The 15,553-nt window shown below is 72.5% G+C and carries 16 protein-coding genes and 1 riboswitch; of the genes, 9 read left to right on the forward strand and 7 right to left on the reverse strand.

Annotated features, from left to right (window positions below):
• Nucleotides 1-9 precede the first annotated feature (9 nt).
• Nucleotides 10-1,428, forward strand: coding sequence for a phytoene desaturase family protein (locus ACGFYU_RS17515; RefSeq protein WP_393828165.1), 1,419 nt, complete (start codon nt 10-12; stop codon nt 1,426-1,428).
• Between the two features lie 27 nt (nt 1,429-1,455).
• Here ACGFYU_RS17515 and ACGFYU_RS17520 read toward each other — a convergent pair whose 3' ends face one another.
• The 5 genes from ACGFYU_RS17520 to ACGFYU_RS17540 all read right to left on the reverse strand — a co-directional run bounded on the left by ACGFYU_RS17520 (nt 1,456) and on the right by ACGFYU_RS17540 (nt 5,839).
• Nucleotides 1,456-2,364 (reverse strand): hypothetical protein, encoded by a 909-nt coding sequence (locus ACGFYU_RS17520; RefSeq protein ID WP_393828166.1) that lies wholly within the window; start codon nt 2,362-2,364, stop codon nt 1,456-1,458.
• A 44-nt stretch (nt 2,365-2,408) separates the two neighbouring features.
• Nucleotides 2,409-3,323, reverse strand: a complete 915-nt coding sequence (gene metF, locus ACGFYU_RS17525; RefSeq protein ID WP_393828167.1) for a methylenetetrahydrofolate reductase [NAD(P)H] — start codon at nt 3,321-3,323, stop codon at nt 2,409-2,411.
• 114 nt (nt 3,324-3,437) lie between these two features.
• Nucleotides 3,438-4,076, reverse strand: a complete 639-nt coding sequence (gene thiE, locus ACGFYU_RS17530) for a thiamine phosphate synthase (RefSeq protein ID WP_393828168.1) — start codon at nt 4,074-4,076, stop codon at nt 3,438-3,440.
• Nucleotides 4,077-4,152: 76 nt separating this feature from the next.
• Nucleotides 4,153-4,518 carry an Rv2175c family DNA-binding protein gene (locus tag ACGFYU_RS17535; protein WP_393828169.1) on the reverse strand — a complete coding sequence of 122 codons (366 nt, stop codon included), beginning with the start codon at nt 4,516-4,518 and terminating at the stop codon, nt 4,153-4,155.
• Between the two features lie 103 nt (nt 4,519-4,621).
• On the reverse strand, nt 4,622-5,839 hold the full coding sequence (locus ACGFYU_RS17540) for an NAD(P)/FAD-dependent oxidoreductase (RefSeq protein WP_393828270.1): 1,218 nt from the start codon (nt 5,837-5,839) through the stop codon (nt 4,622-4,624).
• A gap of 86 nt (nt 5,840-5,925) precedes the next feature.
• A riboswitch (TPP riboswitch) is annotated at nt 5,926-6,038 on the forward strand.
• Between ACGFYU_RS17540 and thiO the strand changes: the two genes are divergently transcribed.
• The 3 genes from thiO to ACGFYU_RS17555 all read left to right on the forward strand — a co-directional run bounded on the left by thiO (nt 6,036) and on the right by ACGFYU_RS17555 (nt 8,265).
• On the forward strand, nt 6,036-7,220 hold the full coding sequence (gene thiO / locus ACGFYU_RS17545) for a glycine oxidase ThiO (protein ID WP_393828170.1): 1,185 nt from the start codon (nt 6,036-6,038) through the stop codon (nt 7,218-7,220). It overlaps the preceding riboswitch by 3 nt.
• Nucleotides 7,217-7,465, forward strand: coding sequence for a sulfur carrier protein ThiS (gene thiS / locus ACGFYU_RS17550; protein WP_393828171.1), 249 nt, complete (start codon nt 7,217-7,219; stop codon nt 7,463-7,465). The genes thiO and thiS overlap by 4 nt, the downstream gene beginning before the upstream one ends.
• A 5-nt stretch (nt 7,466-7,470) precedes the next feature.
• Entirely contained in the window at nt 7,471-8,265 is a 795-nt protein-coding gene (locus ACGFYU_RS17555; RefSeq protein ID WP_393828172.1) for a thiazole synthase, read from the forward strand.
• Between the two features lie 748 nt (nt 8,266-9,013).
• On the opposite strand, the gene ACGFYU_RS17560 is transcribed toward ACGFYU_RS17555, so the two are convergent.
• Nucleotides 9,014-9,682 carry a YdcF family protein gene (locus ACGFYU_RS17560; protein ID WP_393828173.1) on the reverse strand — a complete coding sequence of 223 codons (669 nt, stop codon included), beginning with the start codon at nt 9,680-9,682 and terminating at the stop codon, nt 9,014-9,016.
• Nucleotides 9,683-9,698: 16 nt separating this feature from the next.
• Nucleotides 9,699-10,790, reverse strand: coding sequence for a helix-turn-helix domain-containing protein (locus ACGFYU_RS17565; protein ID WP_393828174.1), 1,092 nt, complete (start codon nt 10,788-10,790; stop codon nt 9,699-9,701).
• A gap of 154 nt (nt 10,791-10,944) precedes the next feature.
• Between ACGFYU_RS17565 and ACGFYU_RS17570 the strand changes: the two genes are divergently transcribed.
• From ACGFYU_RS17570 to ACGFYU_RS17590, 5 genes are all read left to right on the forward strand, one after another.
• On the forward strand, nt 10,945-11,115 hold the full coding sequence (locus tag ACGFYU_RS17570) for a hypothetical protein (RefSeq protein ID WP_393828175.1): 171 nt from the start codon (nt 10,945-10,947) through the stop codon (nt 11,113-11,115).
• A complete protein-coding gene (locus ACGFYU_RS17575) occupies nt 11,108-11,332 on the forward strand; it encodes a hypothetical protein (RefSeq protein ID WP_393828176.1) in 225 nt (74 codons plus the stop codon). Before ACGFYU_RS17570 ends, ACGFYU_RS17575 begins: the two co-directional genes overlap by 8 nt.
• A 735-nt stretch (nt 11,333-12,067) precedes the next feature.
• Nucleotides 12,068-13,975: a Stk1 family PASTA domain-containing Ser/Thr kinase gene (gene pknB, locus ACGFYU_RS17580; protein ID WP_393828177.1), complete on the forward strand. Its 1,908-nt coding sequence runs from the start codon at nt 12,068-12,070 to the stop codon at nt 13,973-13,975.
• Nucleotides 13,976-13,984: 9 nt separating this feature from the next.
• Nucleotides 13,985-14,842 carry a deoxyribonuclease IV gene (locus tag ACGFYU_RS17585; protein ID WP_393828271.1) on the forward strand — a complete coding sequence of 286 codons (858 nt, stop codon included), beginning with the start codon at nt 13,985-13,987 and terminating at the stop codon, nt 14,840-14,842.
• An 88-nt stretch (nt 14,843-14,930) separates the two neighbouring features.
• Nucleotides 14,931-15,551: a DUF4396 domain-containing protein gene (locus ACGFYU_RS17590; protein WP_393828178.1), complete on the forward strand. Its 621-nt coding sequence runs from the start codon at nt 14,931-14,933 to the stop codon at nt 15,549-15,551.
• The last annotated feature ends 2 nt before the right edge of the window (nt 15,552-15,553 follow it).

Below are 15,553 nucleotides of genomic sequence, written 5' to 3' on the forward strand. Positions count from 1 at the left end.
CTCAGCCGCATGGCACGAATTGCGGTGATCGGCGCCGGCATGGGCGCGATGGCGACGGCGGCCCGGCTGGCCGTGGCGGGGCACCAGGTGACGGTGTACGAGCGCGGGGCGACGTACGGGGGCGCGGTCGGCCGGTACGAGCGCGACGGATTCGCCTTCGACACCGGGCCGGGGCTGCTGCACCTGCCCGCCGTCTACCGCGACCTGTTCGTGAAGACCGGCAAGCGGTCCCTGGAGGACTGCGTCGACATGGTCCAGGTGGACCCGGCCGTCCGGCACGTACTCCCCCACCACGGCATCGACGTCACCCTCCCCGGCGCCTCGCGCGGCGGTGCCGCCGCCGCCCTCGACACCGCCTTCGGCGAGGGCGCGGGCGAGCGCTGGAACGGCGTACTGGGCCGGGCCCGTGACGCCTGGGACGCCACCCGCCGCCCGCTGCTGGAGGAACCGCTGCGGCCCGAACGGCAGCAGCTCGGCGATGACCCGTACCCGGCCCTGCGCAAGAGCGGCCTGCTGCGCCGCCGCCCGCCGACCCTCGCCGAGGTCGCCGCCCGGGAGCTCGGAGGCGGGCTCGGGGAGCTGCTGACCGGCCTGGTGCGCTCGTACGGGGTCGACCCCGGCGGGGCGCCCGGCTCGGCCGCCGTACTGCCGTACATGGAGCAGACCTTCGGCACCTGGTACGTGCGCGGCGGGATGCGGGCGCTGGCCACCGCCGTGTACGAGCGCTGCCGGGAGCGGGGGGTGGAGTTCGTCTTCGGGGCGGAGGTCCGGGAGGTCCGCACCACGGAAGGCCGGGCCTCCGGTCTGCTGCTCGCCGACGGTACCGAGCCGGCCGCCGACCACGTCGTCTGCGGGATCGACCCGCGGCGGCTGCCGGCCTCCTCGCTGCCCTGGCCGCCGGACGCGGTCCCCGCCCGCGGGGCGGGGGTGCCCAGCCGGATGACGCTCTTCCTCGCCCTGCGCGGCTCCCGCCCGGCCGGGGCCGCCCACCGCACCCTCGTGCACTCCCCCGGGCCGCAGATCACCGTGCTGCGCCCGGACGACGCCGCCACGCGGCCCGATGCCGAGCACGAGGCGGTGACGGTGAGCGCGGTGTGCGGCCCGCAGCAGGCCCCGGCGGCCGAGGAGCTGCTGGAGCTCGCCGGACAGGCCGTGCCCGGGCTGCGGGAGCGGCTGCTGTGGCACGAGGTGCGCACCCCGGCCGACGTCGAGGCGGCGACGGGCGCGCTGGGCGGCGCGGTGCCCCCGCCGGCCCTGGCGGGTGCCGGGGGCCGGCTGCTGTACCCCGCCAACACCACCGCCGTGCCCGGCCTGTACCTGGCGGGCGGCTGGGCGCACCCCGGCGGCGGGCTGCCGCACGCCGGGATGACCGGGGCGCTGGTGGCCGGACTGATCGTGGAGGGCGCGGAGTTCCGCGGCTCGCAGTGACGAGGGCTAGTGGCTAGTGGCTAGTGGCTAGTAGCGGTACTGCCCGTACTCGCCCTGCTGCGGGTACGGGTACTGCGGCGGGGCCTCGGCCTGCCCTTCCTCCGGGTAGGGCCGCCCGTATTCGTCGGTGGACCGCTGCTGCGGGACCCAGACCCCGCCGGGCGGGGTGTCCATGGAGTACTGCTCCTGGCCCTGCCCCGCCCCGTAGCCGGCGTACGGGGTGTAGTCGTACGGCTGGGGCGGGATCGAGCCGCCCGTGCCGATGTACGGGTCGGAGTAGGCGGCGTAGACCTGCTGCTGCCCGCCCGTCGGATAGCCGGCGGAGTAGTCGTACCCGCCCGTGCCCGCCTGGTACGACGGGTCGTAGTACGCGGCGTACTGGTGGGCGTCCTGCTCGGCCGTGGTGAACGGCGAGGCGAAGGCCGCCGTCTGGCCGGGGTCGGGGACCTGCGGGGTGGCGAAGCTCTGGATCCCGTAGGACCCGGTCTCCTCGGGCACCGGCTCCGGGCGGTAGACCTCCTCGGCCGCTCCGGCCGCGTCCCGCGAGCCGTACGGGGACTCGTACGCCGAGTCGGAGCCGGCCTCGGACTCCGACTCGTACTCGAGCGCGGTGACCTCCAGCGCCGGCTCCGGGCGCGGACCGCCCGACCGGCGGCGCCGGGACTGCCGCACGGGCTCGCCGCCGCGGCGCAGCGCCCAGCCGGCCACGAAGCCCTTGCGGAAGGAGAGCGTCACCAGGGTCTGGCCCAGGGCGAACGCGGCCGCGCCGGCGCCGATGACCGGCACCGACGGCAGGACCACCCCGGCGACCACCCCGAGGAAGCCGGTGAAAGCCAGCAGGCGCCAGCGCAGCCGGGCCTTGTACTGCATCAGGACCTCGGCAAGCAACCACAGCGCGACGAAGCCGAACGCGATGTAGAGGACCGTCATACCCATGCATGGCCCCTCTCGGTACGGCCGCCGCCCACGGGTCCGGCCGGTCAGGCCCGCTGGTGCAGGCCCAGGTTCTCGTAGATCTCGAGAGTCGCCGTGGAATTGTTCAGCGTGATGAAGTGCAGCCCCGGGACACCCTCGGACAGCAGCCGCGCGCAGAACTCCGTGGCGAACTCGATGCCAATGGAGCGTACAGCGGCCGGGTCGTCCTTGACCGCGAGCATGCGCTCTTTCACGTCCGCGGGGAAGATTGCGTTGCTGAGTTGGGGCAGCCGGTCGAGCTGCTTGATCGCCACAACAGGCATGACCTCGGGGATGATCGGGGTCTCGCAGCCCGCCCTTTCGACGCTGTCGCGCAGCCGCAGATAATTCTCGGGATCGAAGAACATCTGGGTGATGGCGTAGTCGGCGCCCGCGCGGCACTTGTCCACGAAGTGCCGGATGTCCGTGTCCCAGTCCGTCGAACGCGGGTGCATCTCGGGGAAGGCCGCGACGCCCACGCAGAAGTCGCCGGACTCCTTCACGAGGCGCACCAGGTCGGCGGCGTAGTGCACGCCCTCCGGGTGCGGCACCCACTCGCCCATGGGGTTGCCCGGCGGGTCTCCGCGCACGACGAGCATGTTCCGGATGCCCGCGTCGGCGAACTGCCCGATGACGTTGCGCAGCTCGGCGACCGAGTGGTCCACGGCGGTGAGGTGCGCGACGGGGGTCAGCGTGGTGTCCGCGGCGATCTGCTGGGTGGCGCGGACGGTGCCGCCCCGGGTGGAGCCGCCGGCTCCGTACGTGACGGAGACGAAGCTCGGGGACACCGCTTCGATCCGGCGGAGCGCGTTCCAGAGGTTGCGCTCGCCCTTCTCGGTCTTCGGGGCCCAGAACTCGAAGGAGTACGAGCGCCCGGACGCGAGGAGGTCGCGGACCGTGTGTGCGCGGTCCGTCCAGGTGGAAGAGGTGCCATGGGCCATACGGGCAGGTTAGACGGGGCCAGGCGGGCGTCGAAGCGGTGTCCATGTTTTGGACACGTTTTTGGACAAACGCGCCGGTGGACGCGCGTGTCGTCGTGCGTCCCTCCAGTCCCTCTAGCCGAGGCGGGCGCGGACCCGCTTGGCCAGGTCCGCGGCGGCCGCGCCGGGGTCGGTGGCCTCGGTGAGGGCGCGGACGACCACCACGCGGGTGGCTCCGGCGTCCAGCACCTCGTCCAGGTTGGTGGCGTCGATGCCGCCGATGGCGAACCAGGGCCGGTCCTGCTCCAGGGAGGCCGCGTAGCGGACCAGCCCGAGGCCGGGGGCGTAGCGGCCGGGCTTGGTGGGGGTGGGCCAGCAGGGGCCGGTGCAGAAGTAGTCCACGCCGGGCTCGGCGACGGCCGCGTCGACCTCGGCCTCCGCGTGGCAGGAGCGGCCGATCAGCACCTGCTCGCCCAGGATGGCGCGGGCGGCGGGGACGGGGATGTCGCCCTGGCCCAGGTGCAGCACGTCGGAGCCGATGGCGTGGGCGACGTCGGCGCGGTCGTTCACGGCGAGGAGCTTGCCGTGGCGGCGTGCGGCCTCGGCGAAGACCTGGAGGTGTTCGAGCTCCTCGCCGGCCTCCATGCCCTTGTCGCGGAGCTGGACGATGTCCACGCCGCCGGCCAGCACCGCGTCGAGGAACTCGGGGAGGTCACCCTGCTTCTTGCGGGCGTCCGTGCACAGGTAGAGCCGGGCGTCGGACAGCTGCTGCATGGGTGTACCCCCGTGGTGGAGGCGGTGTACGGACCCCGCGGGCCCGTACACCGCGGTGGAGCGGATGCGGATCAGGTCAGAGGGCGAGCGCCTGGGCGCGGCGCTTGACCTCCGTGCCGCGATTCTCGCTCAGCGCCTGGGCGGGGGTGCCGGGCAGGGTCGGGTCGGCCGTGAAGAGCCACTCCAGGATCTCCTCGTCGGTGAAGCCGTCGTCGCGCAGCACGGTCAGCAGGCCGACGAGTCCCTTGACGACCTTGTCGCCGTCGATGAAGGGGGCCGGCACCTGCAGGGTGCGGTTCTCGCCCCTGCGAACGGCGATCAGCTGCCCTTCCTTGACCATCTGGCGGACCCGGGTCACCTCGATGTCGAGCATCTCCGCGATGTCGGGGAGGTGGAGCCAGGCGGGGACAAGGGCATCGATCTTTGCGTCAATCTCGGTCACGGGCACAAGCCTGCCACCTCGGCTGCGCCGCCGGTACCCGAGCCGCCCCGTCCGGGTCACCCGGCCTCCCCCGGGCCCGCACCCGGGGGGATCCGGGCGGCCGTCAGGCCGAGGGCGCCGACTTCAGCGGGACCGCCGGGTCGGCGACCTTCGACGGGTCCACGGGCACGCCCGTCTCGATGAGCCTGCGGCCCTGCGCCACGTCGCGCGGGCGGCCCACGGCCAGGACGGCGACCAGGGCGCCGTCGCGCAGCCAGCACACCGACCAGGTGCGCTCGGCCGGGTCCCCGCGCCAGAGCAGGGTGTCGGCCCCGCCGTGGTGGCCGGCGTACTGGACGAAGCGCCCGAACTGGTCGGACCAGAAGTACGGCACCGGGTCGTAGACCTTGACCGGCTCGCCGGCCAGGATGTTCGCGGCGACCGCGCGGGGCCCCTGGAGCGCGTTGTCCCAGTGGTGCACGAGCAGCCGCTTGCCGTACCGACCGGACGGGAAGGAGGCGCAGTCGCCGACCGCGTACACCCCGGGCAGCGAGGTGCGCAGGTACTCGTCGGCGACGACCGCCCCGTCGGGGCCCAGCTCCACGCCGGTCCCGGCCAGCCATCCGGTGGCGGGGCGGGCACCGATGCCGACCACCACGGCGCCGGCGGGCAGGGTCCGCCCGTCGGCGAGCAGGACCCGGCCCTCCTCGATCCCCGCGACCTTCGCGCCGGTGATCAGCTCGGCGCCGGCCTCCGCGTACCAGCCCGCCATGGGCTCGGCGACCTCGGCGGGCATCGCCCCGGCGAGGACCCGGTCCGCGGCCTCGACCACGGTCACCTCGCAGCCCGCCTCGCGGGCCGCGGTGGCGAACTCCGCGCCGATCCAGCCCGCCCCGACGACCACCGTCGACGGCGCCTCGGCCAGGACCGGGCGCAGCCGCGCCGCGTCGTCCAGGGTGCGCAGCAGGTGCACGCCGGGGACGCCGGCGGTGCCGGGCAGGGTCAGCGGTTCGGCGCCGGTGGCCAGTACGAGGATCCCGTACGGGACCGAGCCCGCCTCGGTGTCCAGTTCGCGGTCGGCGGCCCGCAGTCCGGTGACCTCCAACCCGAGCCTGAGCTCGATGCCGAGCCCCTCGAAGTCCACGTCGAAGGCGGAGTCCTCGGCCTTGCCGAGCAGCACCGCCTTGGAGAGCGGGGGCCGGTCGTAGGGCTGGTGGGGTTCGGCGCCGAGCAGGGTCACCGGGCCGGTGAACCCCTGCTCCCGCAGGGCGACCGCGGTCTGCACCCCGGCCATTCCGGCGCCGACGATGACGACGCCGTTCTCGGTCTGTTCCTTCTGCATGATCATCCGCACAGCCTAATCATCTGACGACCCGTCAGGAAGAGGTGCCCCTTACCCGCCGTCCACGGCGGGGTTAGTCTGGCCACCGTACCTATCGCGGGAGTCCGGGCGCACCGGGCTGAGAGGGAGGCTGGCCGGCCTCCGACCGTACGAACCTGATCCGGGTCATGCCGGCGAAGGGAGGGGCTGGACGCCCATGCACTCATCCCGTAAGGGATCCGGACGAAACGGATCCGACGTCCTCGTCATCGGGGGCGGCATCATCGGCCTGGTCACGGCCTGGCAGGCGGCGCGGCGGGGCCTGCGCACCGTGCTCGCCGACCCGGCGCCCGGCGGCGGAGCCGCCCAGGTCGCGGCCGGCATGCTGGCCCCCGTCACCGAGCTGCACTACGGCGAGGAGTCCCTGCTGGGCCTGGGCCTCGCCTCCGCCGAGCGCTACCCACAGTTCGCCGCCGAGCTCGCCGACGCGACCGGCGGCACCGACATCGGCTACCGCGCCTGCGGCACCCTCGCCGTCGCCCTCGACGCCGACGACCGGCTCCACCTGCGGGAGCTGCACGCCCTCCAGCGCCGCTGCGGCCTGGAGTCCGAGTGGCTCACCGGCCGCGAGTGCCGCCGCCTGGAGCCGATGCTGGCCCCGGGCGTCCGCGGCGGCCTGCGCGTGGATGGCGACCACCAGGTCGACCCGCGCCGGCTCGCGGCCGCCCTGCTCGCCGCGTGCGAGGGGGCCGGGGTGACCATCCACCGGACGGCCGCGGAACGACTGCTCGTCACCGCCGACCGGGCGGCCGGAGCCGTCCTCGACGACGGTACGGAGCTGCGCGCGGACCAGGTGGTCCTGGCGGCGGGCTCGCTCAGCGGCCGGCTGGCGGGCGTACCGCCGGAGGTCGTGGCCCCCGTACGGCCCGTCAAGGGGCAGGTGCTGCGGCTCACCGTGCCCGCCGCGTACGCGCCGTTCCTGTCGCGGACGGTACGGGCGGTCGTGCGCGGCAGCCACGTCTACCTGGTGCCGCGCGAGAACGGCGAACTCGTCGTCGGCGCCACCAGCGAGGAGCTCGGCTGGGACACCACGGTCACCGCGGGCGGGGTCTACGAACTCCTGCGCGACGCCCACGAGCTGGTACCCGGCATCACCGAACTCCCCCTCACCGAAACCCGGGCGGGACTGCGGCCCGGCTCCCCCGACAACGCCCCCCTGCTGGGCCCGACCGACCTGCCGGGCCTTCACCTGGCCACCGGGCACTACCGCAACGGGGTGCTGCTGACCCCGCTCACCGGCGAGGTCATGGCGGAGCTGCTGACCACCGGCGAACTGCCGGACATCGCACGCCCCTTCACCCCCCGCCGCTTCTCCGCCGCACGACAGGAGTCGTTCGCATGACCCTCCTCTCCTCCGACTCCGGATCCGACCCGGTCTCCATCCCGGTCTCCATCTCGGTCAACGGCGAGCCGCGCGAGGTCGCGGCCGGCACCACCCTCGACGCGGTGGTCGCCACCCTCACCACGGCCCCCTCGGGCGTGGCCGCGGCGCTCAACGAGACCGTGGTCCCGCGCGGGCAGTGGCCGGCCACCCCGGTGGGCGAGGGCGACCGGGTCGAGATCCTCACCGCGGTCCAGGGAGGCTGATCGGCATGGCGGACGACCTCTTCACCCTCGGCGACCGGACCTTCTCCTCCCGCCTGATCATGGGCACGGGCGGCGCCCCGAGCCTGGACACCCTGGAACGGGCCCTCGTCACCTCCGGCACCGAACTCACCACGGTGGCGATGCGCCGCCTGGACCCGACGGTCCAGGGCTCGGTCCTGTCCGTCCTGTCCAAGCTGGGCATCGCCGTCCTCCCGAACACGGCGGGCTGCTTCACGGCGGGCGAGGCCGTCCTCACGGCCCGGCTGGCCCGGGAGGCGCTCGGCACCGACTGGATCAAGCTGGAGGTGGTCGCCGACGAGCGGACCCTCCTGCCCGACGGCGTGGAGTTGCTGGACGCCGCCGAGATCCTGGTCGACGAGGGCTTCACGGTGCTCCCGTACACGAACGACGACCCGGTGCTCGCGCGCAAGCTGGAGGACGTCGGGTGCGCGGCCATCATGCCGCTCGGCTCACCGATCGGCTCCGGCATGGGCATCCGCAACCCGCACAACTTCGAGCTGATCGTGGAGCGGGCCGGGGTCCCGGTGATCCTGGACGCCGGGGCCGGCACGGCCTCGGACGCCGCCCTGGCCATGGAACTGGGCTGCGCGGCGGTGATGCTGGCCTCGGCGGTGACCCGCGCCCAGGAACCGGTCCTGATGGCGGCCGCGATGCGCGACGCCGTCACGGCGGGCCGCCTCGCCTTCCGCGCGGGCCGCATCCCCCAACGCCGCTTCGCCCACGCCTCGTCCCCGACGGACGGCCGCGCGACGCTGGACCCGGAGCGGCCGGCGTTCTGAGGGGGTGGGGCCCCGCCGCCGGCCGGGGCCTTCGCCCCCTCTCACCGCCGCTGCGGTGCGGGGGCTGCCCACCCGCCCCCCTCGGCAGCGAGACCGAGACGCGTCCAGTCGGCGAGCGGGGGTCGGCCCCATCGACATTTCCCTCAACCAAGCCGACCCGCTGGTCGGCGGCTTCGGGATTCGGGACCCAGCCACCCGGCATCAGGGAGGGTTTGGGGGCTTCCCGTCAGTCTCATCGTCTCTCCGGTCCGGGCCGCCCTGTCAAGGGCGCTCCTCCTTCGTCGTCGCGTCGCTTCGCGATGGCCTCCGGCCACCCTTCACAGGACGTCCCGAACCGGAAAACGAAGACCGACGGGAAACCCCCAAAAAGAACGGTCACGGGTCAGAGACACAGGCACGGGCCCGCCAGGGATGCGCGGGCCCGCCTCCCTGCGCCACAGCCAAGGCCCACCACCCAGGCCGGGCGGCACGAGGGCCCGGGCACCGGGCAGGCCTCCGCCCAGGCCCACACACATGGATGCTCCGGGCCGGGACGGGCTCTACCCGCACCAAACAGCGGCGAGAAGCCCATCGGGAGCCCCAGCGCGTCAAATCGCTACGCGCTCCTCAATGACGGCGTCCGACGGCCGCCTGGGGCTGGACATAAGCCGCCCAAGATCGCTACAAGCGACCCCAGGACGGCGACAGCGGCTCTCTGTGCCCATTGGGCGGCGGAATGGGAGTGGTCAAGAACAAGCGGCGGTTGGGGTCAGGAGTCGATGAGGCGGCTGGTGAAGCCATCGCGGATGAGGGATTCATACGCGGCACGCACCTCCTCGGGGACGTCCTGGGCGATGGCGAACCCGAGCTTCGGATACTCCATCACGCGTTGGAGATCGCCGACGAGCATGTCCAGGACGAGCTTCTCGTCGCCGATGCTCTTGATGTAGTCGTCCAGCTCCAGCGGCTCGGACGCGCACAGCACCTCGACCTCGGGCCACAGCTTGCGGGCGGTGGCGAAGGAGCGCCTCTCCATGTAGGGCTTGGAGACCAGCAATACGGTCTTCGGTGTGATGCCGTTCGCGGCCAGAAGGTCGCGGGTGAGGGTGATGTTCTGGCCGGTGTTGGCGGCGTTGGGCTCGACGAGGATCGCGTGGTCGGGGACGCCGAGTTCGAGGGCGTGCTCGCGGAAGTGGACGGCTTCCCCGCGGGGGAACCGAGCCTGGGTGGTGGGGCTGTTTCCGCCGGTGAATACGAGTACCGGAAACAGGCCGGTTCTGTAGAGGTCGGCGGAGGCCGCGGCGACGCCGAGGTCGTGGCTGCCCAGACCGATCGCGACATCCACGGGCGCCACATCGTGCCCCATTTGGTGGTAGTCCCAGATCAGCTTCGCCCGCTGCCACTGATCCTCGGTGATCGCCTGGTGGGTGTCCGTCACGCGCTTCTCTCCCTGGTCACCGTCGTCGGGGGGCGGATGCACCCTCGCTCATGGCCCTGATGCCCTCGATGCTGGCCAGCTGGTGGCTGAGGCCGAACTGCCCCGCCAGTCTGGCGGCTTTGTCGAGGGTGGTCAGCCCATCATCGCGGGTGGCCGGATCGGACAGCAGGATGTGGCCGTGGGCGGTTTCCAGGCGGACCCTCTGCATCGGCGCGTCCGTGGCCGCTGTGCTGCGGGCGATGCCGATGAAGTGCAGGGCTTTGGCCAGGTCTCCGGCCCCTCGGTGGGCGAGGGCGAGCTTCTGGTGTGCGACCGACCAGTCCTCGGGCTCGGCGAGATCCTCGAACTCCCTGGTCGCGGCAAGCATGACGCGAGAGGCATAGCTGTAGTTTCCGTCCTTGCTGAGGGCTGTGCCCACCCACAGCCGGGCCCGGGCCCGGTCACGGCGGGAAAGCCGGTCGTCAACGGCCAGGGATTCGTACTGCTGGGCAGCGATCTCCAGCTTCCCCGACATCTCCGCGACGACCGCGAGGGACAGGTCGAGCTGGGCGACGCGGCGGGGGATGCCCAACTGACCGAACAACGACTTCGCTGACGCATAGGAGTGCTGGGCCGACAGGGGGCCGAGCACGGCCCCTTGGTCGCGCTGGAGATCGCCCAGCAGGGTGGTGGAGCGGGCGAAGAGATACAGACCCTTGTCGTCGAGGCCGCTTCTCAGGTTGAACCGGCCGAGCCAGCGGCGGATCAGGCTGTCGGCGAAGGCGAAATCCTGCCGGGAGAGGGCGACCACGGCTCGGTCGAGATCGTCGGTCCACGACTCGTACTCCCAGGCCAACGGCCCGCCGGCGCCCTCCGCGTAGATGGCCCGGCCGACTTCGGACAGGAACGTCTCGAACCGGAGATGCGCGGCGGCATCCGCGCGGGCCAGAGCGGTATCCAAGATTGCCTGGGTGTCCTGACGGGGCTCGGTCGCGGCCAGGAGCTTCTCCCACTTGGAGATCGTCCGAATGCCGACGCCGAGGTGGCCTGCGAACGATCGGACGCTCATCCGCAGCGCAAGGCGCAGGGCGCGGGCCTCCAGGCCAGTCCAATGGTGCACGGTCGCCACGCGTCGCTCCCCTCCTGCCGCCATCGAAGCACGGCCCCGACGCGTGGGGGGACGGAAGTGCAACGGAAGTACAACAGAGGGTCATTTCCGCAGCACTGGAGGAGGCCCAGGCTGAGGGGTGACCAGCCGACGCCCCATCTGGAGGGACACGAGCATGGAACCCAAGACCACATCTCAAAGGGGCGTCAAGAATCTCCCCAAGACCCCCGACGGGCCCTGGCCAATCCCGTGGGGCAGGTCCGAGCTCAGCCAGGAACTCCTCGACCGCGCCCTGGCCGGTTGGGAGCGTTTCGTCTCCTCCATCCAGGAGCCGTCCGATGGCTGAACAGTACGAGTACGTCCCCCACCACCTGCTGGGCCACCGTGTACGCGATGTTGCATCCGGGGTTGAGGGCGAGCTGATGGCCGTGGTCAACGAGGACGTGTCTGACTCCGTTCACGAACACTGGATGAAGCTTGCCTACATCCGAGCCGCGTCCGGCCGTGAGTTCACCACCGTAGTCGGCAACGTCCAGCCAGCCAATGACCAGCGCACCATCTGACGGCTCGGGCCGCCCAGCCCCAGGCGGCCGTCGGACGCCGTCATTGAGGAGCGCGTAGCGATTTGACGCGCTGGGGCTCCCGATGGGCTTCTCGCCGCTGTTTCGTGCGGGTGGAGCCGCCCCCCCGGCCCGGATCATGCGCGTACAGGGTCCTGGGCGGAGGCGTGCCCGATGCCCGTGGCCCTGGCGCCGTCCAGCCTCGATGACGGGCCTTGGCTGACTTGGCGGAGCGGGGCCGCGCCTCCCTGGCCTCCCCGTGTGAACGTCTCTGACCCGGCCCGTTCTTTTGGGGGTTTCCCGTCGGTCTTCGTTTTTCCGGTTCGGGACGCCCTGTCAAGGGTGGCCGAAGGCCATCGCGAAGCGACGCGACGACGAAGGAGGAGCGCCCTTGACAGGGCGGCCCGAACCGGAGAGACGATGAGACTGACGGGAAGCCCCCAAACCCTCCCTGATACCGGGTGGCTGGGTCCCGAATCCCGAAGCCGCCGACCAGCGGGTCGGCTTGGTTGAGGGAAATGCCGATGGGACCGACCCCGCTCGCCGACTGGACGCCTCTCGGTCTCGCTGCCGAGGGGGGCGGGTGGGCAGCCCCCGCCCGAGGTGGTGGTGAGCGGGGGGGTGAAGGCCCGAGTGCGCGGGGACAGCCCCGCCCCCGCCCCCGCCCCCACGTCACAGCTGAGCTGCAAGCCACCCCGCACGGGCCAGGGGGGCATGGCGCGCCAATAGAATCGGCGGGTGGATACGACCCTGGATGACCCCCTCGTCGGGCGCGTGCTCGACGGCCGCTACCGCGTCGACGCCCGTATCGCGGCGGGCGGCATGGCCACGGTCTACCGGGCCGTCGACACCCGCCTCGACCGCGTCCTCGCCCTGAAGGTGATGCACCCGGCGCTCGCCGCCGACGCCGCCTTCGTCGACCGGTTCATCCGCGAGGCGAAGTCCGTAGCCCGCCTCGCCCACCCCAACGTCGTCGCCGTCTTCGACCAGGGCACCGACGGGCCGTACACGTACCTCGCCATGGAGTACGTCTCCGGCTGCACCCTGCGCGACGTGCTCCGCGAGCGCGGCGCGCTCCAGCCCCGGGCGGCCCTCGACATCGCCGAGCCCGTCCTCGCCGCGCTCGGCGCCGCGCACCGGGCCGGGTTCGTGCACCGCGACATGAAGCCCGAGAACGTCCTGATCGGCGACGACGGCCGGGTCAAGGTGGCGGACTTCGGGCTGGTCCGGTCCGTCGACTCCGTCACCAACACCACCGGGTCGGTCCTCGGCACCGTCTCCTACCTCGCCCCCGAGCAGATCGAGAACGGCGTCGCCGACACCCGCGTGGACGTCTACGCCTGCGGTGTCGTGCTGTACGAGATGCTCACCGGCGCCAAGCCACACACCGGCGGCACCCCCGCCCAGGTGCTCTACCAGCACCTCAACGAGGACGTCCCGCCCCCGTCGGCGGCCGTCCCCGGCCTCCCCGTCGGCCTCGACGAGCTCGTCGCGCACGCGACCGCCCGCAATCCGGAGCTGCGCCCCTACGACGCCGCCGCCCTGCTCGGCCTGACCCGCGAGGCCCGGCTCCAGCTCAGCGACGCCGAGCTGGACGCCCTGCCCCCGCAGGCCCGGGCCGAGGAGCGCTCGTCCGCCGAGGACCGTACGGGGGTGATCCCGCGCCCGGTGGCCGCGCAGCCCGTGAACCACACCTCCCGGCTGGAGACGCTGCCGCCGCCCGCTCCGCCCACGCATCGGCCGGCCCCCTCCCGGCGGCCCCGCCGCGGCACGCTCATGGTCGTCGTAGGCGTCCTGCTGGCCCTCGGCATCGGCACCGGCGTCTGGTACATCAATTCCGGCCAGTTCACCAAGGTCCCCAACCTGCTCGGCAAGACCGAGGCGCAGGCCCGCGAACAGCTGTCCGCGGCCGGCCTCGGCGTCAAGGGCGTCGACCGGAAGTTCAGCGACTCCTTCGACCGCGGGACGGTGATGAACACCGACCCGCCGGGCGGCAAGCGCATCCGCGGCAACGGCGCGGTGACGATCACCATCTCCCGCGGCCCCCAGGTCGTGGCCGTGCCCAACCTCAAGGGCCGCCCCCTGGAGGAGGCCAAGACCGAGCTGACGAACGCCGGCCTGGCCCCCGGCATGGTCACGCTGGCCTTCAGCCAGGACGTCGCCCAGGGCTCGGTGATCGCCTCGGACCCGCCGGGCGGCGAGAAGCGGGCCCCCGACACGGCCGTCGCGCTCGTGGTCAGCAAGGGCCGCCCGGTGCAGGTCCCGAGCGTGGCCGGGGTCCCCTTCGAGCAGGCCCGAGCCACCCTGGAGGGCCTCGGCCTGAAGGTGGCCACGGCCCCCGAGCAGGTCAACTCCCCCTCGCCGACCGGTACGGTCGCCAACCAGTCGGTCGGCGCCGGCACCCAGGCCGCGGCCGGGGACACGGTCACGCTGACCCTGTCCAAGGGTCCCCGCCAGCTCCCGGTCCCGAACGTGACCGGCCAGGACGTGGAGGCGGCCCGCAAGGCCCTGGAGGCCGCGGGCTTCAAGGTGAAGGTGGACCGGCCCTTCCTCTCCTTCAGCAACACCGTGGACGCCCAGTCGGTACCGGCCGGGCAGAACGCCCCCGAGGGCAGCACGATCACCATCCGGACCAAGGGGCTGTAGGCAGCAGTGATACGCAATCCAGTGGGCGGGCACGTCCCCGTCGCGGGCGGTCTCGCCTCGGTCGGGCTGACCTACGCCCGGGAGATGGGCGCCGAGGCCGTCCAGGTCTTCGTCGCGAACCCGCGCGGCTGGGCCACCCCGTCCGGCAATCCGAAGCAGGACGAGCTCTTCCGGGAGCAGTGCGCGGCCGAGTCGATCCCGGCGTACGTGCACGCGCCGTACCTGATCAACTTCGGCTCGCACACCGAGGCGACCGTGGAGAAGTCGGTGGAGTCCCTGCGCCACTCGCTGCGCCGGGGCCGGGAGATCGGCGCGCTCGGCGTGGTGGTCCACACCGGCTCGGCTACCGGAGGCCGCCCGCGCGAGGCGGCGTACGCGCAGGTCAGGGAGCACATGCTGCCGCTGCTGGACGAGCTGACGCACCAAGACGACCCGTTCCTGCTGCTGGAGTCCACGGCCGGCCAGGGCTCTTCGCTGTGCTCGCGCACCTGGGACTTCGGGCCGTACTTCGAGGCGCTCGACCACCACCCGAAGCTGGGGATCTGCCTCGACACCTGCCACATCTTCGCCGCCGGCCACGACCTGGCGGAGCCGGGCGGCACCAAGCAGACCCTCGACCTGCTGGTGGACACGGTCGGCGAGGGCCGGCTGAAGCTGATCCACGCGAACGACTCCAAGGAGGGCGTCGGCGCCCACAAGGACCGGCACGCCCAGATCGGCCAGGGCCACATCGGCCGGGACGCCTTCGCCGAGCTGTTCACGCACCCGGCGACGGAGGGCGTGCCGCTGATCATCGAGACGCCCGGCGGCAAGGAAGGGCACGCGGCGGACGTGGCGCTGCTGAAGGAGCTGCGCGGCCCGGAGTGATCCACTCAACCCCTTGAGGAATACCCCATGGGGGTATACGTTTCTGCATATCCGCAGGACCGTAATCCGGCGTTCCCAGGGGGATTCGATGGACCACGCACACACGCACCACGGAGAGCAGCACGCGCCCACCGGACAGCAGCCCGAGCACCAGGGCCACCACGAGCACCACGGTGACCATCAGCAACACGAACACCACGAGCATCACGGACATCACGCGCAAGAGCACCAGGGCCACGACCACGGCCAGCACGGCCACCACGGCCACGGCCCGGTCAGCTGGGCCATGGCCGCCAAGGCCACCCTCCACTGCCTCACCGGATGCGCCATCGGCGAGGTGCTCGGCATGATCATCGGCACCGCGCTGGGCTGGGGGAACGTCGGCACGATGATCCTGGCGATCGTCCTCGCGTTCTTCTTCGGCTACGCGCTCACCCTGCGCGGGATCCTCGCGGCAGGCGTCGACCTCCGTTCGGCCATCCGGGTGGCGCTCGCCGCGGACACCCTGTCGATCGCCGTCATGGAGCTGATCGACAACGGCGTGATCGCCCTGTGGCCGGGCGCGATGGACGCACACCTGTCGGAGGCGCTGTTCTGGATCGTCCTGGCCATCGCTCTGGCGGCCGCCTTCGTGATCACGACCCCGGTCAACAAGTGGATGATCGGCCGCGGCAAGGGACACGCGGTGGTCCACCAGTACCACCACTGAGC

It is taken from the genome of Streptomyces sp. NPDC048337, from assembly GCF_043201175.1.
GTDB lineage: Bacteria > Actinomycetota > Actinomycetes > Streptomycetales > Streptomycetaceae > Streptomyces.